Here is a 25660-nt window from a genome sequence, read left to right on the forward strand (position 1 = left end):
ATTAAGATTGCTCGATATATAATAGGCCGATAATTATCGCCGTTATATCGTTGTGATATAACGTTTGCATTTTAATTATTTATTTAACCGCGTTTAATTCTCTACTGTGAGACCTATTGAATGCCTGAAGAGTAGGTCCTATGAATTTCCAGCAACTTAAAATTATTCGCGAAGCCGCCCGCTGCCAGTGTAATTTAACCGAAGTCGCCAAAACGCTTTTTACCTCGCAGTCGGGGATTAGCCGTCATATTCGGGAGCTTGAAGATGAATTAGGGGTGGAACTCTTTATTCGTCACGGCAAGCGGATGCTGGGTCTAACCGGGCCTGGAAAAGAGATGCTGGTCATTGCCCAACGAATTTTGGACGAGTCTGCGAAAGCGAAGCGATTAGGTCAACTCTTTACCGCTCAAGAGGCGGGTGTATTAACTATCGCGACAACCCATACTCAGGCGCGTTACTCTCTGCCGACTATTTTAAAACAGTTTCGTAGCCGTTATCCGCATATTCAGGTCGTATTGAACCAAGCAACTCCGGAAGAGATCCGAGATCAGGTCATCTCTGGCGAGGCCGATATTGGTATCGCCTCCGAGGGGCTAACGCACAGTGGAAAGTTAACGACCTTCCCATGGTTTAAATGGAATCACCGAATTTTAGTCCCGCACGATCACCCCTTAGCGCAGGAAGAGGAATTAACCCTAGAACAGCTGGCAAGCTGGCCGCTCGTGACTTACCGCGCCGGAATGACTGGACGCTCGGTGATCGATGAAGCATTTCAGACCGTCTCGCTACTGCCAAATGTCGTGCTCAGCGCCCAAGATTCGGATGTGGTTAAGACCTACGTTCGCCTTGGCATGGGCATCGGGATTATCGCTGAAACCGCGGCCGATAAGGATGATCCCGACCTGATCTCGTTGGATGCCCGCCATCTGTTTAATAGCAATACCGTATGGCTTGGCGTAAAACAGGGGCAATTACAACGCGATTATCTCTGGCAATTCATGACGTTGTGTAACCCTAATCTTTCTGAAGACGAATTAAAACAGATCGCGCGCGGGATTACCGATAGCCCTGAGTTTAGTTACGATTTCCAAATTTAAGCGCACGGATCCCCCCTTTTTTCATCGCATCGGCGACTAAGCTAAAAGGAATTCGCCAACGCTTAGGAGCTTATGTGATGTCTTACCCCTGGCAAAAACCTGGATTAACGCCCGACCAACAAGCTGCAGCGGTCGTCGCGGCGATGACCACTGACGAGAAATTTGCTTGGCTATCAGGCCCGATGGCGATCCCCTTAACGAAAGACGACAAGCTACCGCCGGAGGCGATAGGCTCGGCAGCTTACTATCCTGCGATCCCACGACTCGGTATTCCAGCGCTGCAGCAAAGTGATGCCAGCCTAGGTGTTAGCGCGTTAGGCGGCGTACGCCCAGGAGACCATGCTACCGCGCTGCCGAGCAGCCTAGCGTTGGGAGCCTCCTTCGATCCACAGCTCGCAGAAGCAAGCGGAGAGCTGCTAGGGCGTGAAGCCTTTAGTAAGGGGTTTAATGTTCAACTGGCCGGTGGTGCTAATCTTATTCGCGAGCCACGGGGAGGCCGTAACTTCGAGTATATCTCCGAAGATCCACTGCTGACCGGTATTATTGCGGGTCATAGCGTGCGTGGGATCCAGTCACAGCATGTGGTCTCAACAGTAAAACACTTCGCCGTAAATGCCCAAGAAACTGGAAGAGTGCTTGCCGATTCGAGATTAAACGAGTCGGCGCTACGTGAATCCGATCTGTTAGCGTTCGAATTAGCCATTGAAATCGGCGAGCCGGGGGCCGTGATGCCCGGCTATAACCTAATAAATGGTCACTGGGCATCGGAGAACGCCTTCCTCCTATCGCAGGTGTTAAAGGGCGATTGGCGCTATCCCGGGTGGGTTATGTCAGATTGGGGCGCAACGCACTCTGCAACTAAAGCCGCCTTAGCAGGATTGGATGTACAGTCCGGCGCTAATCTCGATCAGCAGGTATGGTTCGATCGTCCACTACGAGAGGCCGTCGATCGGGGCGAGATCAAGGCGACCAAGATTGATGAGATGATCCGCCGGATCCTGCGCAGCCTTTTCGCCTGCGGCGCGATCCAGCACCCGGCACAACGCGGTCGACCTATCGACTATAGTTGGCACCAACTCATCGCCCAGCGCGAAGCCGAACAGGGCATTGTATTACTCAAAAACGATCGCAATACGTTGCCCCTCGCACCTGAATTATCGCGCATACTGGTGGTGGGAGCACATGCCGATCAGGGCGTACTAGCGGGGGGCGGTTCGTCTGCGGTAACGCCGCAGGGGAGCTTACAGTTTGAAGGCGTTGACTTCATGGGTATCCAAACGCCGAAAGTTTATCACCCTAGCTCGCCTCTTGCGGCGATTCGCCATAACTCACTGGCTAAGCGGGTCGATTTCGTCTCCGGTGAGTCGCTCGACGAGGCCTTAACCGCTGCCGAGGGCAGCGATGCGGTAATTGTTTTCGCCGAAGAGTGGCGCTCGGAGGCTCTCGATGCACAGGGACTTAGCCTAGATGCACATCAGAATCAATTAATTACCCGGCTCTCTGCGGTACATTCGACCGTTATCGTAGTACTGCAGACCGGTGGTGCGGTCACCTTGCCGTGGCTAGAGAGCGTCCCGGCGCTACTCGAGGCTTGGTACCCTGGCTCCGGTGGCGGTGAGGCGATCGCCGGAGTATTATTTGGGCGAGTCAATCCAGCGGGACGTTTACCCATTACCTTCCCTACCGATGATCAGCAGCTTCCACATCCTACCCAGAAAGACCCTAACACCACCACCTCTTTGCCTGGTGTCGAGATCACCGGTGAAGTGTTTGAGATTGATTATAATGTGGAAGGCGCCGATGTCGGCTACCGCTGGTTTGCACGCCAGCAACATAAACCACTATTCCCGTTTGGCTTTGGCCTCTCCTACACTCAGTTTCGCTATGAGAACCTACAGCTTAGCCAAACTTACGGCAAGATTTCGGCAAGCGTTACGCTCACCAATAGCGGCGAGCGGAGCGGTAGCGAGGTGGTGCAGATTTATCTGCGACCCGTCTCCGGCCGCTATCCTTCGCGCTTGGTCGCATTTAAGAAAGTAACTTTGGACGCTGGCGAGTCACAACGAATTGATTTAGGTATCGAACCGCGGGTGATCGCACAATGGGACTGCACGCAACAGCATTGGTCGATAACTGGCGAAGAGGTGGAGATTTATCAAGCTAGCGATGCCAGTTCGGTCGGATTGACTGCGACAGTGACCCTCGCAGCACAATCCTTCGGTTATCCACGGCACTAACCTTCATTTCACCGCATTGCGAGGGATCAAGGAGTACGTAGGCACGTTTTTATCCTTCGAGGATGCCAAGGACAGAAGCCAGCAATGTCTCGAACAGAGCGGCTACCTATTGACGATAGCCTGATACAAGAGCCCTCAACTGAGGGCCTTTTTATTTTTACAAGTCGAACACGGCCAATAGCCGTGCTTTCGATTTAATATATTTAATAACAATTTCTTTATGCTCGTCAGTCATATAACTGTTATGGATGATCTCTATCAACTTATCCTTTTTAGCTAAAATATCATTGATGTACCTTCTAGCTAACTCTGACTTAATCCCAAAACCTGCCGCACATTCAATAAAATCATACCCAATTAGCTCTCCATGTTTCGTGTCGTAACCAGCGGCTAATTCATGGTTATATTCTTCTCGTATTAGCAAAGGGAGTGCTAAGTGTTCGTCGAGGAGTTCAGGGTAGGCGGCCACGCTCACGAAGTCGTAAACAGGGGTAATAAATATATTTTCATCAAGAGGGTGCATTACCCCGATATTGCGTAGATGAAAGTCATTGTTACCAAGAAGGTAGGCACAGACTACACGTTTAAAATAATCGCGCCTGGTGGCTAGCGAGCTATCTACATTCCTCGTTATGAAGTCGCCGACTTGCTCATAGCTTACCGTCTGAAATTCCCCCTCCTTTCCATACTTATCTGTAATGCCCATCGCCCCATCAATTTGTTCCTGGTGAATCCTTGACTCACCATCGCGATCGTAACGAGCAATGACAAAAGCGAGTTCCTGCTCACCTGTTTCGATTGGTGGAATAAAGGGAATTAACCCGAATTCTGGAACATTGAAACCCAGGGCTTTCATGCAAGACATAATCGCATGTTCGTTCTCAGCGAGGTTCTTAAATTGTTCGGGAGAGGGTTTTAGGAGGTATGTGCCGCCATCCTTTACAACATTAAGCGTGCCCTGCTGATCGAGAGCGAGCGATAGTTTAGGTTGCGCGCCTGATATACTCATTCCTTTTTGGTCAAAGGGCTTTTTTACTACAAATTCTAAGCGTGTAAAGGGGAGTACTGATTTAGCGTTGGGTTGGGTAAACAATGCCTTCATGCCTTTACGTGACATTCCCGACTGCCGTTCGGACTCCTTTAGGGGAGCTAAGGTAATCAAGCACCTTTTATAATTCATCGGTTAGCCTTAGCTTTATCGCGCCGAGTAGGTCTTTTCCGTTCTCAACGAGTAGGCCGAGAGTATCATTTTCATCGATTTTCTGCGTTTCTGAGTAACGCTTTTTCAACCAGCCTTCCGGTGCTAGACCATGGAAAAAAGGCGGTAGCTTTTCTGATGAAAATACAGTGCCGTTATTAGGGAGGCTTAGCGAGATAGAAGGCCCTTTGTAGGAAGGTAAGTAACTAAAATGAAACATCCTATCTTCCTGGATCAGATAGCCAACTAGCTTGTTGTAAAAATATACACTCACTGTCCTACGCATATTGATAACCCTAACTCTGAATACAGTTTAATGATGTTGCTGAACCGCGCGCTATAAGGACGCTTTATCATGCGTTTTAGGGTTGCGATGGGGATCTCTGTTTGAATGGATAGCTCGTCATGGCTAATTTCTAGTCTTTTAATCCTGTCCTTAATCTGATTACTCAGCTTTTCCTCAGAAACAGAAAAATCGTTCATTTTGAATTCTCGGTAATATCAAATATGATATTTAATACTACTTTGTACATCAAAAAATAGCCAATTAATATCTTTAAGTATCAAAAATGATTCTTTGTGTTATGGCTTTTTAGTAAATACCGAAGTCCATAGCCTCAAGTCTCAATTGAATATTGGTTTTTTTTGTGAATAAAACCGACCAACTGACCGGAGCCAAGAGTATTGATGAACTAATCATACTTTTAAACTCCATAGAGAAAACACAGACAGATACCGGGCGAACATCGCATGTCGTGACAACCAAAGGAGGGCAGGTTAAAACCGCGTTCAAGGTTGTTGATGCCAGTAGCCTACTCATATCGAATAACCAAGAAGGGACCATAAACCCTGCATTCCTCCATTTCACCGCCTACATGCCACGTTTGGCATGTAGGCGGTGAAATTTTCGCTTCGTTCATAAAACTGTCATCGTTCTCCGGCACTGTAGCGAGAGTCATCGGTATATTGAAGAGGTTTATTTATGAGCGATTATGATAACGATCTTTATGAAACGCTGTTTGCCACTCGCCAACGCCCTTTCCCGGAAGAGCCGAGCCAACCCCCACGCCGACGTCGCGCTCCTGACGAAGGGGACTATCAAGAGCTGCAATTTAATGACTAAACGGCTACTTATTCAGTAATACCGCAGGATGCGCCGAATGTTCAGGGTAAATAACGCGTAAGTCGGCCTGATACCATTGCTTAAGATGGGCTTCGGTCAATACCTGTGCGACCGGACCGTCTGCCAGTAGCATTCCCGATCCCATCACTAAGAGACGATCAGACCAGGTCGCCGCGAGATTAACATCGTGGAGGATCGTACAGACCATTAGTTTTCCGCCTCGTGTTAAACGGTGTAGCAGACGTAAGCTGTGCTGTTGGTGATAAAGATCTAAGGCCGATGTCGGCTCATCGAGAAATAGCCACCCTTGCGGCTCTCCGCCTTTCCAGAGTTGCGCGAGGACTCTTGCTAGCTGAATCTGCTGTTGCTCTCCGCCGGAGAGCGTAGCGTAGTCACGGCCACGCAATGCATGGCAGCCGACGAGATCAACCACCTGATCGAGGATCGTGCGCTGTGCGATCGGCGCATGGTGGCTCAGCGCGAGCTGGATGACCTCCTCGGCCATCATTGGGAAAGAGAGTGGGTTCTGTTGTCGCATCACAGCACGCCGATCGGCGAGCTGCCGTCGATCCCACTGATCATAAGCCTTTCCTGCCAGCAAGCACGTTCCCTGCGTAGGGGATAAGAAACCGGTCAGTAGCCGGAGAAGCGTAGACTTCCCTGCCCCATTCGGGCCGATAATCGTGACGAACTCGCCGAGAGAGAGCTCAAGATCGAGAGGGGCGATCAGGCGCAGCGCGCCACGCTGCAACCCCAGTTGCCGAGCACTGAGTTGGCTATGCATAGCGAGTCCTCAACTGTCTTAGGATCAGGAGAAAAAACCAAGGAGCGCCCAGTAAGCTGGTCACCAACCCGACGGGCATTTCCGCCGGTTGAACGAGAGTTCGAGCTAGGGTGTCGGAGAGGAGGAGCAATAGCGCGCCACTGACTATCGCACCGGGTAAGACCCAGCGGTGGTCGCTGCCTAGCAGCATCCGTACCAGATGAGGGATCACTAATCCGATAAAGCCAATAATCCCCGTGAACGAGACAGCGGTGCCTACCAATAACGCATTGCCGACGAGTAGCCATTGCTGCGTGCGTAATACGTCGATACCGTTATAAAAAGCATCCTCCTCGCCTAGCTGTAGCAGGTTTAAGGCGCGTGCGTAACGCAGTAGCAGCAGGCAGGTGGGAATAATGATGATCGCGGTGATCCCGACGACCGGCCACTGAGCCTGCGCTAACGACCCCATCCCCCATAATGATAACTGACGTAGCTGTTGATCATCGCTGAGCCAAGAGAGTACGCCAACCAGTGAACCGGCGATCGCATTGATCGCGATTCCCAGTAGTAATAGCCGCGATAGCTGCCCTTGGCTCATCTTATTTAACTGAAAGATGAGTCCCGTCACGAGTAAGCTACCGATAAAGGCGGCGATTACCGGCAGCCACAGGCGGGTCACCGCTGGCAGAGGGAGAGGGATAAGCAATGCGCAGGCAACCAGTAACCCCGCACCACTACTAATCCCGAGTAGCCCAGGATCGGCCAAGGGGTTACGGAATAGTCCCTGCATCACCGCTCCGGAGACTGATAGCGCGGCGCCGATCAACAGTGCGAATAATACGCGCGGCACGCGAATCGTTGACCAAACCTGCCAGCCAAGGCTATCGAAGGGTTGCGACCATAATGTTGCGAGGCTGAGTTTCATCGCGCCGAACTGTGTGACCCCTATCGCGCTTAGCACGAGGAGAATGCTCAGGCTTGCCAGCATACGCCGACGATTACGGTTTGTGCGCATAGCTCTCGGCAACATCGTGACGAAGAGTTAAGATCGCCTGTGGCGTATCGATCCCAAAGCCGAGTAAAGCCATCTGATCGATCGTGATCACCCGCTGCGCCTTACCCGCCGGGGTGAGGCTGAGGCCGGGTAAGGTCCAGAGCTGGGCCGTCCCCCCCATCTGTTGTAGCGCTTGCCGGTCGATGATCACCAGATCGGGGGCTGCGGAGATGATGCCCTCTTGTGACATCTGTTGATAATGAGCAACCTGCCCCATCACATTCACCAGCCCGGCACTGCGTAGGACAACGTCTGCGGCGGTGTCCTTACCCGCAACCAGGCTCTGTCGTCCTTGATTTGACATAATATAGAGCGCTTTATGGCCGGTTGGGACTGGCTGACCAAGCTCTGCAACCTGTCGGGATAACTGGGCAAGCAGCGGCTGCGCTTGTCCCGTCTTACCTAAGGCTTGCGCGATGGTATTAACCTTTAGCGCGATCACCGAGAGTTGTGGCGAGGCAGGAACGGTCACCACCTTTACCCCGACTTTTTCCACTTGTTGCAGAACCTGTGACGGCTGAGCTTGCCCATTGGCGAGTACTAAGGTGGGCTGTAGCGATAAAATCCCCTCGCTATTCAGTTGTCGTAGGTATCCGACGTCCGGTAGCTTTGTCGCCGCAGCGGGCCGCTGGCTAGTACTGTCTCGTCCCACCAGCTGCTCACCACTCCCGAGGGCGTAGACAATCTCCGTGACATCACCGCCAAGCGCGACAAGTCGTGGCGCGGCAGTGACGGGTAGGACGACCATACAGAGAAGAAAGAACAAAGGCTTCATCAGCAGAGTACCTCAAGGAGTTCATCAAGCTGTTGGCGCCAGAGCGCTTGCTCGGGCTGACCCTCGCTGCGCTGACCGTAGAGTTGGGCAATTTGCGTACCATCCTCTGCAAAGAGTTCGAGGCTCGTCACATGACCATCCGCCGTGGGTTTACGTGTGATCCAGCTTTCGGCGATCTGTTGATCGAGTAAGTGCAGGGTAAAATCTTGATTAAAGATATTTAGCCACCCTTTCATCTCAATAACCTTCTCTACACGCCCGGTGAAGATCTGGGTGCAACCACGATTTCCGACGAAGATCATGATCTCGTTCTGCTGCTGGACCCGTTCCAATAAGCGTGCAATGCTCGCATTACTCACCGGACGAGCCAACTCTTCGCTCACCATCTTAAACGCCTGTTGACGGGTCAGTTGATGGCGACGAAGTAGCTGGAAGAACTGGTGCACATCGGTCATCGCACGCCACTCTTCTTCAACTTTTTGCGGTTCACTGTTCACGACTTCTGGCAAAGAAGGACGTTCAGACAGTTCGAGGCATGCGGGAGCTGCTTGGCGAAAGCGCTCGACTAACGCCTGCCATGCATGAGTCTCCGTCTGCGTAGTGGTGTAGATTTTGACTACCGCCTCCCCCTGCCGATCAAAGATTTGTATACTGTGACGTTCGCCGGTTGCACTCAGCTCGGTCAAGGCAAAAGCACTCGACCACTGCTGCGGGAAAAAACGTTGATCGAGGGCGCGTGGATTAAGTACCAGACCGGCGTGCGCGCCGAAGTGCAGGTTAGTATAGCGTCCTAACTGCTCGTGGACCGCGTAGTCATTACGTACCAGGCTTTTTATTTCCCCTACAGCGCCTAGGCCATTAAGTAGGGCTTCGAAGTCTGTCTTTAACGATAGCGCATCGTGACCACAACGGATCAGGGTTAACTCTGCTTCGCTGATCGTCATTAATCCGGCGAGATCACGGGCGTAAAGGTGAGGATGTGCAGTTTTCAGTGCGAGGTAGTCAGGATAGTGTTTATTCATTATTTTTCCTCCCGGAAAATGCCCCAGTCATCTGGGGCAGGCTAATTAGAAATCGACATTTAGGCCGAGTTGGAAGGTTCGACCCGGCATCGTCGCCAGTGCGATATCCGTTTGATGCTGGGTCGTATCCGTCGTTAAATCCCTGCTACTTAAATAGTCCCAGTATTTACGGTTGGTGAGGTTATAGACTCCACCACTGAGTTTTACTCTTGGCGTCACGCGCCAGTACGCGGTCATATCCACCATGCCGTATCCAGGGATGCGTAGATACTTACTGTTTTCGCTCTCGGTAGCGCTGCCCGTGTTGGTCGTATCACGGGTGGTCTGTTTCGCTTGCTTGCCTTTGACAAAGGTTGCCGTTAGCGCTGCGCCATAACGTTGCGCCGGATCATCCCATGCTACGCCGACGACGGCTTTCATCGGTGCAACACTGTCTAGATCAACGTATTTATCATCCTGCAGTGAAGATTTGGACATCCCTTTGGTATACCCCAGCGCAAAACTGGAACTCAGCCCATTCACCGCCGGGAACCACTGACCATAATGGATCTTAGTGGTGACCTCTCCGCCATAAATGAAGGCTTTATCTCGGTTTTCAGCCTGGTAAACGGTATAGATATTCGCGGGTACCTGAGTAAACTTACTTGGCGAACCACTGCGCGTATAGCGGTTGTAGGCAATAAAGTTATCGTAGTCGTTGTAGAACATTGAACCTTGGACGTCGATCCCAGACACCGCTTGCCCTTTTATCCCCCATTCGAGGTTATTGCTGGTTTCTGTTTTCAACGAATTATTACCGATCAAGGCATACTGCTGCGTTCCCGCATAGCTAGAGCCTAGATTCCACGAACCATAGAGTTGGCTCGCTTCGGGGAACTGCGCACCACGTTGATAACGGATATAGGTTAACAGTTGCGGTGTAAGGGAATACTCAAGACTTAACGACGGTAAAAATTGCGTATCACTCTGGCTGCTATACAGGTTTGAGACACTTTCCTCGGTTAAAGTGCTACTCCCCGCGGCCAGGCTGCCGAGATTACGCGGTTTATTTTTCATATAGGCCACCCGGATACCGGGGGTGATTGCCACGTGATGTCCTTGCCAGTCGCCATTAATTTTATCTTCGAGGAATCCGCCGAACGTTTCACTCTGGCTATCGGCTTGCGGCTGCATGACACGGTAATAAACGAGTGGTGCAGGCGATTGCGAGAACGGTCGCTCCGTACGTGTAAAATCACCGTTCAATCCTGCGCGGAGATCTTGGCGGCCGATTGTCTTAGCCAGCTCCGTCGTGAAACCGAACTTATTGGTATTGAAATCAGAGAGGGTACGGGTGGGGACTAAGGTTGCACTCGGGCCAACGGTATTGTCGTGGGCTTGCGTTTTCTGCCAATACACACGACTCGTGAGTTGATCGACCCACTGGTTGAGCGGCGTGTAATCATCTTGCACCATCACGCCAAAACGACGGGATTGGCTAGATTGATTACTGGTGCCTAACACCGCTTTTCCCGCTGAGTCCCAGCTATCGAAATGGGTATGACTCGTTTTTTGATAATAGTTACCACTGGCGGTAAGTTTGTGCTCATCATTAGGCTGCCAAATTCCACTGGCCAAGAACGCATCGGAATGCCAGTTCTCCGGCCAAGCTTGGTTATTGCCTTGGGTACGCGTCTCTTGCCCATCACGACGACTATAGGCAAATAGGCCACGCAGCGTATCATCACCCGCCGCGGCGGTTATTCCGTTATGCCAGGCTCGATTGGCGGAGTCGTAGTCGGTTTGATAGCCAAAATAGTGTTGCCGAGAAGACGATAAATAATCGTCGGCGGATTTAGAATGGAAGGCGACTAATCCACCTATCGCGGTATTAGGCTGGGACACTGCGGTCGCCCCCGCTTCAATATCCATCTGGCCGAACAGATAAGGATCGATATAATCACGCCCTATCCCGAAACTATTCACCCCAGTTCGCCCCGCATAAGGCCGTCCTGTCGCTTGTGGCATGGCAACGCCATCGACATCAATGCCGACTCGGTTACTCTCCAGGCCGCGAATGTTATAGCCCGTATAACCTCCGCGATCAAAACCACTCTTACCGCTTCCTGAGCCTGCTCCGCCACCGGTCGCCCCGACAAGAGGCTGGTAGCGCATTAGCGTGCCAAAATCGTTCGACCCATTTTTCTGCATCTGTGCCGCGCTGACGACGACTTTATTCGTGGCATCTGGGTGTGGCACGATCCCCGTAACCACCAAATTATCACTTTCTTGCTGTGGTGGGGTGAGCGGCAAATTACTCGCCGATGCAGCGCTACAATAAAAACTTCCTAAGCTTAGCGCTATCGCAGTGAGTCGCTGGCGGGTAGGGAATGGCGTTGACGCCGGTGAAAGTTTACGCATAAAGGCTGTGTGTTCCTGAGTAAAATCGTTCGCAAAAAAACCAAGAACTGTCGGAGACAGTCGTTATTCTAATGAATGCGAATCTATATCATTATGATAATGATTATCAATAGCGATTATAGTAAAAGTTCACTTTTTTTTATTCCTTCGCCTTTACTTACATTGACTAGGTGCAGTGCTACAGTATGGGAATCGATACCATTATTCTGGAGGTTATGTGTTTGCTTGGATAACACTTTTACCCGCACTCTATATCGGCGGGCGGTATATCTTACCGCTCCATTTGCCTTTAGCGTTACGCTTACTCTTCTTTATCGGTGTCGTTGCCGTCGCGCAATGCCACTTAGTCTATAAACTGGTATTCGGTAACCGTTTCGCGCCAGAGTTCCCACATAGCATGATGGTGGCCATTAATGGCTTATTCGGCACCTTAATCGTTTTCACGCTGTTGCTCATTCTCTGCGATCTCATCAGTGGTGTTCAATTCGCCATACAGGGAACCTGGCCCGATTACGGGCTGGTACGCCACGGGCTGTTAGGCGTGGCCGTGCTTATCGCCGCTTATGCGACGTATCAGGCAGTGAAAGTCCCGCGGGTCAAAACGGTAAACCTGACGATACAACATCTACCGAAAGCCTTTGATGGCTATCGTGTTGTCCAGCTCACTGACCTGCATGCCAGCACCTTATTTACCGGTCGTTGGATGAAAAAAGTCGTGACGCGCACCAATCAACTGGATGCCGACCTTGTACTGTTTACGGGAGATGTTGCAGACGGTAGCGTCGAAAAACGGTTTAATGATGTGGCCCCGTTAGCCGCATTACAGGCAAAAGATGGCCGCTTCGCGATCCCCGGTAACCATGAGTACTACTCTGGCTATTTGCCGTGGATGCAGCGCATGGGGCAGCTCGGGTTTACAGAACTCATCAATCGCTCGGTGGCTATTGAGAAAGCGGGGAATCGCCTGTATGTTGCCGGAGTAACCGATGAGGCGGCGTTACGTTATCAGCAAGAGGGCCCGGATTTAGAGCAGGCGCTTGCCGGGGTTGATCGCCACTCTACAATTATTCTCCTCGATCACCGGCCTGAAAATGCCCGTGAGAATCTTGCCGCAGGCGTCGATTTACAGCTCTCAGGCCATACTCATGGTGGTATGGTTTACGGCCTCGCCTCTATCGTGAAACGTGCAAATAAGGGATTTTCATCTGGCCTATATACCCTTGATCAACGCCACCTTTATGTCAGTAATGGCACCGGGTTATGGAATGGCTTTGCCTTACGGCTAGGCTATCCTTCAGAGATTACGCTGTTTGTTTTAAAAGGTGATGATACTCAGGCGAGATAACGTCGAAAAGTGGCAGGGGCTACTCTGCCACAGTCATACGCGAAGACAAAAATACCGTATCTCCTCATCCCTCTGTTCGAATAACTCTCAAAGCTCCAATATCTCTTGATAGTTAAACCCCTTTGACTTGTTAGCGTCACGCCTTGCACGGAGCGTGATTGACAATTCCCTCCTCTATCGTGGCGCTACCCCCCCCACTTTTTAATAAAAAATAAACATAATTACTTGAAAAATAATATCTTTTCAAACTGCGTTAATATGTAAACTTATGTAAATCAAAGCTTACAATGAATGTAAATAGTAATGATAATGATTTCTATTAATAGACTTATATAAAAATATTCACATGAAAAATAAAAATAATGTTGTACCGTCGCTAAAAGTATTGAGCCAAGTGACGCTTTTCACAGGTTTGTACGGCATGATCGGCACTGGACAAGCAGCCGAAAACGCAACTCCGGTTAAAGACAGTAACAACATTGTAGTGTCAGCGAGTGCCCTACCTTCGTTGTACGCCCCTGAAAAACTTTCGGGGACGAAATTCACCTCCCCCATCGCCGATACCACCCGTACCGTGCAGGTGGTACCACAAAAAGTACTCCATGAGCAGCAAGCCAACACGCTTAGCGATGCTCTGAAAAACTCTCCTGGGGTCGGCGCATTCTTCTCGGGCGAGAACGGCTCTAGTAATATGGGCGATGCAATCATGATGCGCGGCATCGATACGTCGAACAGTATTTATGTCGACGGCGTCCGCGATATTGGGAGTATTACCCGCGATACCTTTAACACCAAAAATATTGAAATCATTAAAGGGCCATCTGGTTCCGATTATGGCAGAACCGCTCCCTCTGGCTCGATCAACATGGAAAGTAAGCAACCCGAGCTTTATACCGGTGTCGATGCTTCAGTGGGGTATGGTAGCGCCTCTGAACGCCGAGGGACTCTGGACTATAACCAGATGCTCAACGATACGACCGCGATGCGTATTAACGTGATGGGAGATAAGGGTAATACTAAAGGTCGCAACGATGTCGACCATGAGAAATACGGTATTGCTCCCTCATTAGCCTTCGGATTAGGCACCTCGACCCGCCTTTATCTCGATTACCTTCATGTCCAGCAGGACAGTACCCCGGATGGCGGTGTCTATACCGTTGGCTTACCGGGATATAGCAGCACCAATGCGTTATTAAATAATGCGTCACCCGTTTCTCGTAAAACGTTTTACGGCACCGATTCAGATTACGAACACGATGTGCAGGATACCTTTACCTCGCGCTTCGAACACGATTTTAACGATAACCTGACGCTAACCAACACAACACGCTGGTCGGAAATTCGCCAGTCATATCTTCTATCCGCCGTGATGGGACGCTCACTGACCAGGCAGAACGGTGAGGTATACGGCACCCGGTCGATGAACGCCAGCGATACCGTCAATAAGATCCTGACCAACCAGACTAACTTGACGGCAAAATTCTCTACCTTAGGCGTCGCCCATACGGTGAGTACCGGTGTGGAACTGACACAAGAGAATTACAACAGTTATCCTTATGCATTTGCCTCGAACAGTGTCAATCTCCTGCACCCGTCCACAGACATTACCGTCTCGCCGACCGCCGCTTATGCCGCACGGGGACGTACCAATACCCTAGGGGTCTATGCCTTTGACACGCTTGCGTTAACTGACCGCCTGTCGCTAAATGGGGGTGTACGGGTCGATAGCTACCAAACCCACTACATCGCGGACAGTGCGACAGGGCACAGTAATTTAAAACAATCGGATAATTTAGTTAACTGGAAGGCGGGTGTCCTCTACCATCTTACGGATAATGGTAACGTCTATGCGAACTACGGGGTCTCTCAGCAACCTCCCGGTGGTGTCGATTTTAAACTGACGAATGACACCACGGACCGTACTTCACGCGGCGGCGAAAATATTAATTTTACGCCTGAAAAAGCCCAAACGACGGAGATCGGCACGAAGTGGTCGCTATTTAATAAGAAAATGCTGCTTAGTGCGGCCGTATTCAGAACCAATCTTAAGAACGATGCGGAACTGGACAGTACCACTAATGAGTATGTGCAGAATGGATCGAAAAGGGTCGAAGGTTATGAATTAAGTGCTGCCGGGGATATCACCGATAACCTACACCTGATGGCTGGTTACGCCCAACAAAACACGCGTACCGACAAAACCAGTAGTACCAGCGATGGGTCGACCGCGATCCCCTTTACCCCGAAACACTCGTTTACCTCGTGGGCAACTTGGGATGTCGTGGATAACGTTACCGTCGGGATCGGCGCTCGTTATGTGGGTACGATGCACAAGATTAAAGACAGTGCATCAGGTACACCGTCTTCGGTCGGCCACTACTGGGTTGCGGACTCCATGGCGGCATGGCGGATTAACCCTACGGTTGATCTACAGCTGAATGTCTATAACCTGACTAATAAGAAGTATATCGCCGCGCTCAACCGCAGTGGTTATCGCTATACGCCGGGTTCACCACGGACTTGGATGTTAACGGCTAACGTTCATTTCTAACCACTCTCTGTATGACGCCTCACTCAGCTGGGGCGTCATCTATCTCTTCCTGTGCTATCAAGATAATCATCTTTGTCCCTGACTCAGGCGAGAGTTGCCATGTCGTTTGTTGAAATTGACATCGTCCCTGTTGTGGATGGTTAAACTCTCGCTTCCCCCCTTCTCGCAGAACGACATGGTAATTCGCCCACCAGGTTGCAAATTCCTCACTCTTCTCTTGCAGAGCATCGACCGTCGCTTTTAACGGCGCATGGCTATCGAGGTGGATCGATTCTGCGCGTAATTCTGCCACGATACGTTGCGCCCGCCCGGGCCAATCCACGACTAGCTGCCGCGCTAAGGGATGAGTAAAAATAAACTCCAGCATATTCGGAGCCGGATCGACGGATAGCCAGCCGCTGAACAGATCTTCCGCTGCCCGGTTCCATGCCACCAGACGCCAAGCAATATCCATCACATAACAAGGTGCCTTAACCGACTCGACAACGCCCACAATATTCGGCGCATTCGCCATCGGGAGTTGCCCGTGAGGATCCGTCAACTCGGCGAGGTTGAAGAGGTATTCCCGTTCAGCTTTGGCGAGCTGAAGGGCTGTCGCAATCCCACCGAGGGTGCGGGCAGAGACGGAGATCCCTCGCCCCTGCTCCAACCAGGTGTACCAGGTTGTACTGACATAACTGAGTTGCGCCACCTCTTCGCGGCGTAATCCCGGCGTGCGTCGTCGAGATCCGGCGACTAATCCCGCCTGCTCTGGGGAGAGTTGTTCGCGTTTCCAACGTAAAAAATCGCCCACTTTTTTGGCTGTACTTAGACTCGGCGTCGTCATAGACCATTACCTCTTATACTAGGATAACTACAGGTATTGTACTGGTATAATCTGAAGGGTAGCGTGGTGTCAACAACCAGACAATCACTAAGGGTAATCGATGACTCGTACACGCCATGCACAGAAAATTAGTGAGCAATTTAGCCCACAAGCTAATGCTTATTTAACCAGCACCGTTCATGCCGCAGGAGAAGACCTGCAGCGTCTTGCCGAGTGGTTAACGCCTCATCGCAACGCTAGCATACTCGATATCGGCTGTGGTGCCGGTCACGCAAGTTTTATGGCGGCACCATTAGTCGAGCACGTCACTGCTTATGACTTATCGGAAGAGATGTTAGCCGTTGTCCAGCAGGCGGCAGAGGCACGAACCTTAAAAAATATCGATTGTCGACAAGGCGTGGCCGAGGTACTTCCCTTCGCCGATCAGCAGTTTGATATCGTGATAAGTCGCTATTCTGCCCATCACTGGCAAGATGTCCCACAGGCACTGCGTGAGGCTTACCGCGTTGTAAAGCCGGGGGGTCGCATCATTATCATGGATATCGCCTCACCGGGATCACCGTTATTCGATATCTGGTTACAGAGCATTGAGGTATTACGCGATCCCTCGCACGTAAGAGACTACTCCCCTGGCGAGTGGCTGCAAATGGCGACAGAGAGTGGCTTTCGTATCGAACAGCTGATCTCTGGTCGGTTAGCGTTAGATTTCCAGCAATGGGTCACGCGGATGAAAACCCCAGCATCAACAGTCGCCGCGATTCGCGCCTTACAGCAGGCGATTTCTGGGCAGGTGCAGGACTATTTCCAATTACAAGAGGACGGATCGTTCCAAACCGATACGCTGATGTTCGCGGCACAGCGTCCGTACTAATTTGGCCACTCGCCGTCTCACGACGGCGAGCATTAGAGCTGATGTAACTGCTGAGTAATACTCTCGACAATTTCCTGAATTTTCACCTCATTACGCCGATAGTAAGTCCATTTACCCACTTTCTGTGCCTCAATGACTCCCAGCTCACTCAACGATTTCAAACACAACGAAATCGCAGGCTGCGATAATTCAGCCTTATCCTGGATCAGGCTGGCACAGACCCCATATTGTTCGTAGGGATAGAGTTGGTGATAGTTAGCAAAAGCCACATCCGGCTGCTTTAGCCATGTCAGAATGGCAATACGCAGTGGATTAGCGAGCAGTTTCATCGTATTTTCAGCAAGCATCGGCGCTCATCATTTAGTTATCGATGGTAGGATAGTCAGTATACCCTTTCGCTGAGCCACCATACAAAGAAGTTAGCTCTACCGCATTGAGCGCTTTCTGCTGGGCAAACCTAAGCGGTAGATCGGGGTTGGCGATAAAGGTACGCCCAAACCCAACAAGATCTCCCCAGCCTCGAGTTAACGCTTCCTCCGCTTTCGCTTGGTCATAACGGCCCGCCAGCATAATAACCGCGCTGAAGGTTGCGCGTAGCGCATCTCGAAAACTTTCCGGTAGTGCCGGGCTGTTATCCCAGTCTGCTTCCGCTATCGAGAGATAGCCAATGTTGAGCTCGTTGAGCATCTTGGCCGCAGCCAAATAGATTTCGGCCGGATCCGCTTCAACGATACCCAAATAGACGCGATCTTCTTCAGTGGTAGAAAATAACGGTGAGAAGCGCACGCCAATACGCTCGCTATCGAAGACCGTCGAGACCGCCTCGACCACCTCTTTTAAAAAACGTAATCGATTCGTTAGCGAACCGCCATATTGGTCGGTACGGTGATTCGTGTGCGCAGAAATAAACTGGTTAATCAGGTACCCATTGGCGGCATGTAATTCAATCCCATCGAACCCTGCCTGCCGCGCATTGATGGCGGCGAGTCGATAGTACTCGACGACTTGCTGGACTTCTTGTGTGGTCAACGCCCGCGGTGTACTCGGTGCTACTAACTCTCCTTCGCCCGGCCCGGTTTCGATAAACACTCGGACATTGGTCGCGGCTAAGGCGGAGGGCGCGACCGGCGCTTGCTGATCCGGCTGCAATGCAGTATGAGAGACCCGCCCGACATGCCATAGTTGGCAGAAAATCGTGCCACCTTGCGCCTTAACGGCTTGCGTAATGGTTTGCCAACCTGCGATTTGCTCTGCGCTATGAATCCCTGGCGTCCACGCATAGCCTTGCCCGCGCGGCTCAATCTGCGTTCCTTCGGTCACCATAAAGCCCGCGCTCGCGCGCTGTACGTAATAGTCACGCATCATCTCGTTGGGGACATTGCCAGGTTGTGAGCTACGACAGCGAGTAAGAGGGGGAAGCGCAATACGGTTACGTAAGGTAAGAGAACCCAGCGTTAAAGGACTAAAAAGAGTAGTGGTCATAATTGCCTCATAGCAAGTAAATTTCCGGCCATTATATTTATACATTTAAATATGTAAATATATAGTTTACTCTTCCCTCTCTTTTATCTGAACCCGATGAGTACAGAAGGCTGTAGTAGAATGATTATTTTAAATAATGGTAACGGATGTTAATTAAATTAGTTTATTTTATGACTAAGTTTCTTATTGTATTACTGAGTGTAAAGTAGACTTGTTTCCTGCGCGAGTTTCGCTACTGTAGAAGGGTAACGACTGTTGGGTATAGGAGAGACATTATGACTAAACGCCATTTTACGCTCGCATTTGAAATCGGTTCCATTGCTATTTTTGCCCTCGTTTTAGCTTTTTTGGGTTATTGTGCAGTCCATGCTTACTTAGGTCTAGGGGATCAGTTCCCACACCTTGATGTCTAATAATAAGGGGAGAGTGGTAAAATCCACTCTCCCCTTATTGGTTACGAAGACCGACAATCGCCCCTCATAACAATCAATTATTTTAATTGTTAGAGCGTAATCTGCTCGAACACTTTACTGACTGCACACGCGCCTGGATCCATATGGCCCTTCAAGCTTTCCGCGTTTAAGTACGAGGAACGACCTGCTTTAGCTTGCTCCATCTCCTTCGTCGATTCGGCTCCTGCGGTCGCAGCTTTACTCACCTCTGCCCACGCTTTGCCTGCGGCAAGGGCTTCGAAAGCCGGTTGCAGCGCGTCGATCATCGTACGGTCGCCCTGCTCGGCTCCGCCGTAGTCCTTCATTTTTTGTAGCCCAGCTAGCAAGCTGTCGCCTAAGTTCTTCGATTCTGAGTAAGAGGCTGCCGCTGCGCTAAAGAGCAACGAAAGTAAAACACCGCCGGATCCCCCCATTGGCGTCGTGATCTTCTCACCCAACCACTGTAATAATGCTTCAGGCTCATTCAATGGCAGTTTTTTATCTTGTAATGCAGTCAGGACGTAATGCGCACCAGTGGCAAGCGTCGAGCCGGTGTCGCCGTCACCCACTTGGCTATCGAGTTTATTCAATGCGTCTTCGTTATCAATAAGCGCTTGGCAGGCGCTCTTTATGATGTTGGCAACGGAGTCGTTGTCAGAGGGTTTGGCTAGCTCAACGTCGGGTAGCGTTTCGGCGGCTTGCCACTGCATGGATTGGTAAGCACTTATTGGTAGCCAGCCTGTAACACTAACCGGCGCGTTGAGCGCGGAGAGCAGCTGGTCGTTGAGAGGGAGTACCGTTAAAGATAGCCCTTTCATGTCTAGTGCACTTACCAAGGTGCCTGGCCCTTGGATAAAACTGATGCGGTCAGCAAGCGGAGTCTGTAAAATTTCCTGCGTAGCAAGCGTCAGCTCAAGCACTGATAGCCCACCTAGGTTGTTCACCATCAGCAGTAAGTTATCTTCCTCGCCAATATGACTCAGTAATTTCTCAGTCAGCTGCTTAGCGATCTCGCGACTATTTTGCGTATCGAGGGTGGCGACGCCATGCTCGCCGTGGATCCCCATGCCTAGCTCGCTCTTGCCTTTCGCGATACCTTCCGACTCATCGCTGTCGGGGAGGTGACAGGCGGAAAGCGCAACGCCAATGGTCGCAACGTTGTTGAGCAGCTGTTGCGTGTTCTTGACGATGTCTTCTAAGGCTGCGCCTTGTTCTGCGTGGTAACCGGCTATTTTGTGCGCGAGGATAGTGCCCGCGAGGCCACGCGGCTGTGGATTATCGGGCAACGAAATATCGTCTTTAACGAGAAGCATTTCAACGCGATACCCCAGTGCTCGCGCTTTTTCTGCAGCCAGACCAAAATTCAGTCGGTCACCCGTATAGTTTTTCACAACGAGTAAGCATCCAGCCTCCCCCGTAACGGTAATGATCGCCGTTAAAATCGCCTCCACGCCTGGAGAGGCGAAAATATCACCGCAGACTGCCGCGGTTAGCATTCCTTGTCCCACAAAGCCGACGTGCATCGGCTCATGCCCCGATCCTCCGCCCGAGATAATCGCCACTTTTGACTTATCCCAATCTTGCCGCACCACGATGCGCAGACTGTTGTCCGTCTTCAATCGAGCGAGGTTTTGATGGGGAGAAGTGCGAATGATACCTTCTATTGCTTGATCAACGATTGTTGCTTTTTTATCAAAGAAAAAGTGGCTCACCGGGGGCTCCTTGAAAGTGGTGGTTGCGCTCATTAAGTGTGGACATAAAATGGAGAATCGTGGCTTTTCCCGATCCTTAAGGTGATCTAAGTCACAAAATTAATTTGGATCGCTGCACAGCATTATTCTCGATTATGACTACCCTTAAGTGACACAACTCATTTTCACATTTAATGGAGTCAATGATGTCGACAGAGAAAACACGTTTTCCACGCCCGCCGTTTGACAAGCAGCCCCAGCAGTTTCCTGGGTTAGCCTCTGCAATGCATCCATTGCCGGACCATGGAGAGAAAAGTTATCAAGGTCATGGTCGCTTGGCCGGGAAAAAAGCGTTGATCACTGGGGGTGATTCCGGTATCGGCCGTGCCGTGGCGATTGCCTATGCGCGTGAAGGTGCTGATGTGGCAATTAACTATCTGCCTGCAGAAGAGAGCGATGCACAAGAAGTCATTACGCTGATTAAAGCCGAAGGCCGCAAAGCTATTGCTATCCCTGGTGATATCACCGATGAAGCTTTTTGTCAGCAACTTGTCGAGAAGGCGGTAAGTGAACTCGGTGGGTTAAGCATCTTAGTGAACAATGCCGGCCGCCAACAGTTCTGCGAAAGCATTAGCGAACTCACTACCGAGTCCTTCGACGCGACGTTCAAAACTAACGTTTATGCTCCGTTCTGGATCACTCGCGCCGCCGTGGCACATTTGGGTGAAGGCGCGGTAATCATCAATACCTCTTCGGTACAAGCGTTTAAACCTAGCGATATCCTACTGGACTACGCACAAACTAAAGCCTGTAATGTTGCCTTTACCAAGGCATTGGCAAAACAGTTAGGACCAAAAGGGATCCGCGTCAATGCGGTCGCACCGGGTCCTTATTGGACGGCGTTACAAGTCTGTGGCGGACAGCCGCAAGATAAGGTGGCGCAATTCGGTGAAGAGGCTCCGTTAGCACGCCCAGGGCAGCCGGTAGAAATCGCACCGTTATACGTGACGTTGGCTTCCGATGAGAGCTCTTTCTCTTCAGGCCAAGTTTGGTGTTCTGACGGGGGTACGGGCACCGCGTAAGCAAGTCCGCACTTCGAGTATATCGGTGAATCGAGAACGATTCACCGATCACCCTACCTTAATTGGTTTTACGGGTCTTCATCCAACCGATAAGAAGAATTAACACGGCACAAATCGCTCCAGCACAGTGTTCGTAAAAGGCCAGATTTTCACCTGCCAGATACGGATGAAGCAGAGGGTCGGTCAGTAGCATACTTCCCGCAATCCATCCGATTAGCGCCCCACCAGCCAGAATTATTACCGGCCAACGATCGAGTAAACTCAATACCAGACGGCTACCCGCAACGATAATAGGAATACTTAATAACACGCCTACTGCAACGATGACGAGATGGCCACGACCCGCCGCCGCGACCGCAAGAACGTTATCCAGCGACATGATGACATCGGCGATAGTGATCGTCAGCGCTGTTTTCCATAGGCTTGAAGAGGTCTTACCGTGCTCATCGCCCTCATCTTCGCCCGAGACTAATTTATAGCCGATCCAGAGCAGCAATAGACCCCCAACAAGTTTCAAGCCAGGAAGGGTCAATAGGTATACGGCCACTACCAATAGCACAATCCGCGCCACGATAGCCCCAACGGTGCCGATGATAATGGCTTTACGCCGTAAGTTATCGGGTAAGCCACGACAGGCCATGGCGATAACAACGGCATTATCTCCCCCCAACAGCAGGTCGATTAACAGAATTTGCGCTAGGATAGCGACCCAATCCCAGTGCTGGAAAATTTCACCCATAATATCCTCGAAGTAATGCCTAATCTGACTCTATGTACGTTAGGGCTACTGTTTATCAAACTTTGTTACAAAGTAAAGACTTAGTTATCGCCCGTTCCACATTTGATTACTTATTATAGGCCTAAACTTTGTTTTTTGACTATTTGTGCTAAGGTTACCAGTAACATTCTAACGTAACACATGTCGATTACGACTGAGGATGCCCTTTGCAAAACACAACAGCAATTACACCAGATACTCATACTTCATGGCTGCATCTAGGAGCCGGCGCTTTCCATCGCGCCCACCAGGGTTGGTATCTCAATCAACTCCATCAACTCGGCGATACCCGCTGGTCGTTAGCCCTTGGTAATATCCGCAACAGCGCAAGCCAAGCTACTCTTGATAAGCTGGGTCAGCAGCAAGGCGTCTACACTCTGGAAGTGATTAGTCCAGAAGGCGATATCGATTACCAAACCATCACCGCTATCAAGCGCGTTATCCCTTGGGATGCTGAACTCAAGCAACTGATTGCCGTCGGCGCGGCCCCAGATACCAAGATTATCTCTTTTACCGTTACAGAAGGCGGCTACTTCTTGACCGATAAGGGACATCTCGATCTTGATCATCCAATCGTTGCCCAAGAGCTGGCTGAACCCAGCAATATCGTAACGGTTTATGGCGCCTTAGTCGCGATACTGCGCCAACGGCTTGCGACACAAGCGGGTCCGGTAACCTTACTGAACTGCGATAATCTACGTCATAATGGCGAGTGCTTACGTGCAGGCCTGAATGAGTATATTGCCGCGCTCGGTGATAAAGCCCTGGCGGCATGGTGTGAAACGGCGATCAGTACCCCTAACAGCATGGTCGACCGTATCACGCCAAAGAGTGATGATGCCCTACTACAGCGCCTAAAAGAGCAAGGGATCGTCAACGACCAAGTTCCTGTCGCCTGTGAAGCATTCTCGCAGTGGGTGATTGAAGATGATTTTATTGCCGGTCGCCCAGCACTAGAGCGTGTCGGTGTCGAGTTCGTCGAGGATGTGATCCCGTTTGAAGAGGCCAAGATCCGCGTGCTGAATGCCAGCCATAGCGGTATTGCATGGGCGGGCGCTCTGCTTGGGGCGCAATCTATCGATGAGAGCCTCACCCCACAGGTGCGCCAGTGGATCCAAGATTACGTCGCCGAAGATGTCGTCGCGGCACTACCGGCAGGTTCAATCGATCTTAATGCTTATTGTACGACCACCCTACACCGCTTTAGTAATGCCAAGGTGCGTGATACCAATCAGCGGGTTTCCTCTGACAGTATTGCCAAATTACAGCAGTTTATTTTGCCGACGCTCAAAACCCGTTATCAGCAGGGTGACGTACCCAAGGCGACGCTCGTGTTAGTCGCCCTGTGGTATCTCTTTATGCAGCGCCGTGCGGCGGGGAGTCTCCCTTTTGAGTATCAAGATAGAGCGATTGATAGCGTACCTTTCGACGCCATTTACGCGAGTGAAGATAGCCTACAGGCTTTTGCACAATCGCCCGCGCTGATGGGGTGCTTGGCCGAACATCCGACGTTCACCGAAGACTTACGTAGTGCGGTGGATAACGTTAAAAAAATACTCGCGAGAACCGACTAACCGCATGAAAAATATTATCGTTGTTGCGCTGACTATCATCCTAGCGTTGCTATCCATCGCCCTACTCACCCCCTGGCCTGTCTGGCTGGGGACGTTAGCCGCCTGGGTCACGACCGGATCGTTTTGTCTACAAGTCCTACACATTGTAAAAAATAAAGAGACCAAGGCGCTCTCTTTAGGCATGTGGGCAGCGCTATTTTTCGGCGTCGCTTGCTGGACCGGCTATGGATTTCGGGTCCACGATATCCCGGTAATGATGGCGAATGGTATCACCGCCTTACTCGCGATCACGGTAATCGGTCTGAAGTTGTGGCATGAGCGACCGCGGCTTCTAAAGCGAGGGCGACGCATTCGTCGTATGCCTGGTGTTGTATTAAGACCACGAATACGTAGCCTACGACCGTTGCAGCGAACTCGTGACGCACGCGCGACTAAGAAAAGTAAGAAAACGCAGGCCAGCGCTGAACTTACTGAATAAATAGGTGCCTTCCTTATTACGAATTCGGTCTTTTTGAAGTGCCAACTTTGTTGGGGAAGGTAAACTTATGCTTATAGATAGAAAATCAGGCCGTACGGGTAACGAAGACCGTCAGCTTGCAGTCGCGCTGGCTGGTTGTGCAGGGATGCTTAACGTCCTTGCCTTGGGGGCATTTGGGCTTTTCCCCTCCAACATGACAGGCAACGCGACGCAACTCTCTCAAGAACTCTTACAGTGGGACAAGCTGGAGATGGTCCCGCTTATCTTGCTGCTCACCTCTTTTCTCTGCGGGGCCTTCACGTCGCGGGTCGCCGTATCCTTAGCGAAAAAGGTTAATTTGCGTACTATCTATGCGCACATTCTGTTGATCGAAGGTATCCTACTCATCGCGCCAGTGGTCGCCGGTTTCTGGTATCCACAAAATCTACAACAGGGCTACTACCTGTTTGGGCTCAGTTTTCTTCTAGGCGCGCATAACGCGACCTCTACCCAGTTGTCGCAAGGTAAGGTCCGCACGACGCATATAACCGGTACCCTCACCGATGCCGGTATCGTGCTTGCGAATCTACTGCTTCATCCGGTATTACGCCACCCGCCGGCCCAATTAAAGCAATTTCGCTATTTATTAAGCGTTTATTTTACTTCTCTGATTTCTTTTTTCATTGGCGGACTCATCGGTATCCTCGGCTATGAGTGGTTAGGAATGAACGCCTTTATCCTAGCCGGCTCTATTCTACTGGCGGTCTCCTTACTCACGCTGCTGCGTGTGCTGTTCCGCAAACGTAGTAAAGTCCTGCAAGGTCATCCTGCGCAAAGATAACGTGAATAAATCTTTCTCTACGCCTCGCTATATATTAATATATGTTCATATATTCATTT

23 protein-coding genes are annotated in these 25660 nt (G+C 50.8%); 11 read left to right on the forward strand and 12 right to left on the reverse strand.

Going from position 1 to position 25660, the window contains the following annotated elements; genetic code table 11:
- Positions 1-140: 140 nt before the first annotated feature.
- Both HGT70_RS09010 and HGT70_RS09015 read left to right on the forward strand, forming a co-directional pair.
- Positions 141-1097 carry a LysR substrate-binding domain-containing protein gene (locus HGT70_RS09010; protein ID WP_214195640.1) on the forward strand — a complete coding sequence of 319 codons (957 nt, stop codon included), beginning with the start codon at positions 141-143 and terminating at the stop codon, positions 1095-1097.
- 77 nt (positions 1098-1174) lie between these two features.
- Entirely contained in the window at positions 1175-3334 is a 2160-nt protein-coding gene (locus HGT70_RS09015; RefSeq protein WP_214195641.1) for a beta-glucosidase family protein, read from the forward strand.
- Positions 3335-3491: 157 nt separating this feature from the next.
- Here the strand turns inward: HGT70_RS09015 and HGT70_RS09020 are convergent, their stop codons facing one another.
- Together HGT70_RS09020 and HGT70_RS09025 are read right to left on the reverse strand one after the other, a co-directional pair.
- Positions 3492-4451 (reverse strand): type II toxin-antitoxin system HipA family toxin, encoded by a 960-nt coding sequence (locus HGT70_RS09020; RefSeq protein WP_232526890.1) that lies wholly within the window; start codon positions 4449-4451, stop codon positions 3492-3494.
- 52 nt (positions 4452-4503) lie between these two features.
- Complete coding sequence (locus tag HGT70_RS09025) at positions 4504-4818, reverse strand: HipA N-terminal domain-containing protein (protein WP_214195642.1); 315 nt, start codon at positions 4816-4818, stop codon at positions 4504-4506.
- Positions 4819-5514: 696 nt separating this feature from the next.
- On the opposite strand from HGT70_RS09025, the gene HGT70_RS09030 reads away from it, so the two are divergent.
- On the forward strand, positions 5515-5655 hold the full coding sequence (locus tag HGT70_RS09030; RefSeq protein ID WP_157725384.1) for a hypothetical protein: 141 nt from the start codon (positions 5515-5517) through the stop codon (positions 5653-5655).
- 4 nt (positions 5656-5659) lie between these two features.
- Here the strand turns inward: HGT70_RS09030 and HGT70_RS09035 are convergent, their stop codons facing one another.
- Genes HGT70_RS09035 through HGT70_RS09055 form a run of 5 tightly spaced genes read right to left on the reverse strand, consistent with a single transcriptional unit; the run spans position 5660 to position 11672 of the window.
- Entirely contained in the window at positions 5660-6439 is a 780-nt protein-coding gene (locus HGT70_RS09035) for a heme ABC transporter ATP-binding protein (protein WP_214195643.1), read from the reverse strand.
- Positions 6432-7436 (reverse strand): FecCD family ABC transporter permease, encoded by a 1005-nt coding sequence (locus HGT70_RS09040; RefSeq protein ID WP_071432322.1) that lies wholly within the window; start codon positions 7434-7436, stop codon positions 6432-6434. Before HGT70_RS09040 ends, HGT70_RS09035 begins: the two co-directional genes overlap by 8 nt.
- Positions 7420-8253: a heme/hemin ABC transporter substrate-binding protein gene (locus HGT70_RS09045; protein ID WP_422047378.1), complete on the reverse strand. Its 834-nt coding sequence runs from the start codon at positions 8251-8253 to the stop codon at positions 7420-7422. Before HGT70_RS09045 ends, HGT70_RS09040 begins: the two co-directional genes overlap by 17 nt.
- Entirely contained in the window at positions 8250-9272 is a 1023-nt protein-coding gene (locus HGT70_RS09050) for a hemin-degrading factor (protein ID WP_214195644.1), read from the reverse strand. Before HGT70_RS09050 ends, HGT70_RS09045 begins: the two co-directional genes overlap by 4 nt.
- A 45-nt stretch (positions 9273-9317) precedes the next feature.
- Complete coding sequence (locus HGT70_RS09055) at positions 9318-11672, reverse strand: TonB-dependent hemoglobin/transferrin/lactoferrin family receptor (protein WP_214195645.1); 2355 nt, start codon at positions 11670-11672, stop codon at positions 9318-9320.
- A 217-nt stretch (positions 11673-11889) separates the two neighbouring features.
- Here HGT70_RS09055 and HGT70_RS16610 point away from each other — a divergent pair, with 217 nt between their 5' ends.
- Both HGT70_RS16610 and HGT70_RS09065 read left to right on the forward strand, forming a co-directional pair.
- On the forward strand, positions 11890-13017 hold the full coding sequence (locus tag HGT70_RS16610) for a metallophosphoesterase (protein WP_214195646.1): 1128 nt from the start codon (positions 11890-11892) through the stop codon (positions 13015-13017).
- A 346-nt stretch (positions 13018-13363) separates the two neighbouring features.
- Entirely contained in the window at positions 13364-15568 is a 2205-nt protein-coding gene (locus HGT70_RS09065) for a catecholate siderophore receptor Fiu (protein WP_214195647.1), read from the forward strand.
- Between the two features lie 19 nt (positions 15569-15587).
- Here the strand turns inward: HGT70_RS09065 and HGT70_RS09070 are convergent, their stop codons facing one another.
- A complete protein-coding gene (locus HGT70_RS09070) occupies positions 15588-16394 on the reverse strand; it encodes a helix-turn-helix transcriptional regulator (RefSeq protein ID WP_071432332.1) in 807 nt (268 codons plus the stop codon).
- A 100-nt stretch (positions 16395-16494) separates the two neighbouring features.
- Here HGT70_RS09070 and HGT70_RS09075 point away from each other — a divergent pair, with 100 nt between their 5' ends.
- On the forward strand, positions 16495-17265 hold the full coding sequence (locus tag HGT70_RS09075; protein ID WP_071432334.1) for a class I SAM-dependent methyltransferase: 771 nt from the start codon (positions 16495-16497) through the stop codon (positions 17263-17265).
- Positions 17266-17297: 32 nt separating this feature from the next.
- On the opposite strand, the gene HGT70_RS09080 is transcribed toward HGT70_RS09075, so the two are convergent.
- Positions 17298-17612 (reverse strand): ArsR/SmtB family transcription factor, encoded by a 315-nt coding sequence (locus HGT70_RS09080; RefSeq protein ID WP_071432336.1) that lies wholly within the window; start codon positions 17610-17612, stop codon positions 17298-17300.
- A gap of 13 nt (positions 17613-17625) precedes the next feature.
- The gene (locus HGT70_RS09085; RefSeq protein ID WP_241576325.1) at positions 17626-18747 is read right to left on the reverse strand and encodes an alkene reductase; all 1122 of its coding nucleotides are present in this window, start codon (positions 18745-18747) and stop codon (positions 17626-17628) included.
- A gap of 275 nt (positions 18748-19022) precedes the next feature.
- On the opposite strand from HGT70_RS09085, the gene HGT70_RS09090 reads away from it, so the two are divergent.
- The gene (locus HGT70_RS09090; RefSeq protein ID WP_214195649.1) at positions 19023-19160 is read left to right on the forward strand and encodes a hypothetical protein; all 138 of its coding nucleotides are present in this window, start codon (positions 19023-19025) and stop codon (positions 19158-19160) included.
- A gap of 89 nt (positions 19161-19249) precedes the next feature.
- Here HGT70_RS09090 and HGT70_RS09095 read toward each other — a convergent pair whose 3' ends face one another.
- Complete coding sequence (locus HGT70_RS09095; RefSeq protein WP_214195650.1) at positions 19250-20890, reverse strand: dihydroxyacetone kinase subunit DhaK; 1641 nt, start codon at positions 20888-20890, stop codon at positions 19250-19252.
- Positions 20891-21075: 185 nt separating this feature from the next.
- Here HGT70_RS09095 and HGT70_RS09100 point away from each other — a divergent pair, with 185 nt between their 5' ends.
- Entirely contained in the window at positions 21076-21951 is an 876-nt protein-coding gene (locus HGT70_RS09100) for an SDR family oxidoreductase (protein ID WP_214195651.1), read from the forward strand.
- A 58-nt stretch (positions 21952-22009) separates the two neighbouring features.
- Here the strand turns inward: HGT70_RS09100 and HGT70_RS09105 are convergent, their stop codons facing one another.
- Positions 22010-22690, reverse strand: a complete 681-nt coding sequence (locus HGT70_RS09105) for a YjbE family putative metal transport protein (RefSeq protein WP_071432345.1) — start codon at positions 22688-22690, stop codon at positions 22010-22012.
- Positions 22691-22896: 206 nt separating this feature from the next.
- Between HGT70_RS09105 and dalD the strand changes: the two genes are divergently transcribed.
- From dalD to HGT70_RS09120, 3 genes are all read left to right on the forward strand, one after another.
- Positions 22897-24303: a D-arabinitol 4-dehydrogenase gene (gene dalD / locus HGT70_RS09110; protein ID WP_241576326.1), complete on the forward strand. Its 1407-nt coding sequence runs from the start codon at positions 22897-22899 to the stop codon at positions 24301-24303.
- 4 nt (positions 24304-24307) lie between these two features.
- Positions 24308-24781: a SemiSWEET family sugar transporter gene (locus HGT70_RS09115; RefSeq protein WP_157725386.1), complete on the forward strand. Its 474-nt coding sequence runs from the start codon at positions 24308-24310 to the stop codon at positions 24779-24781.
- Between the two features lie 67 nt (positions 24782-24848).
- Positions 24849-25601 (forward strand): YoaK family protein, encoded by a 753-nt coding sequence (locus HGT70_RS09120; RefSeq protein ID WP_071432347.1) that lies wholly within the window; start codon positions 24849-24851, stop codon positions 25599-25601.
- The last annotated feature ends 59 nt before the right edge of the window (positions 25602-25660 follow it).

The organism is Rosenbergiella collisarenosi, assembly GCF_018494085.1.
Taxonomy (GTDB): Bacteria; Pseudomonadota; Gammaproteobacteria; order Enterobacterales; family Enterobacteriaceae; genus Rosenbergiella; species Rosenbergiella collisarenosi.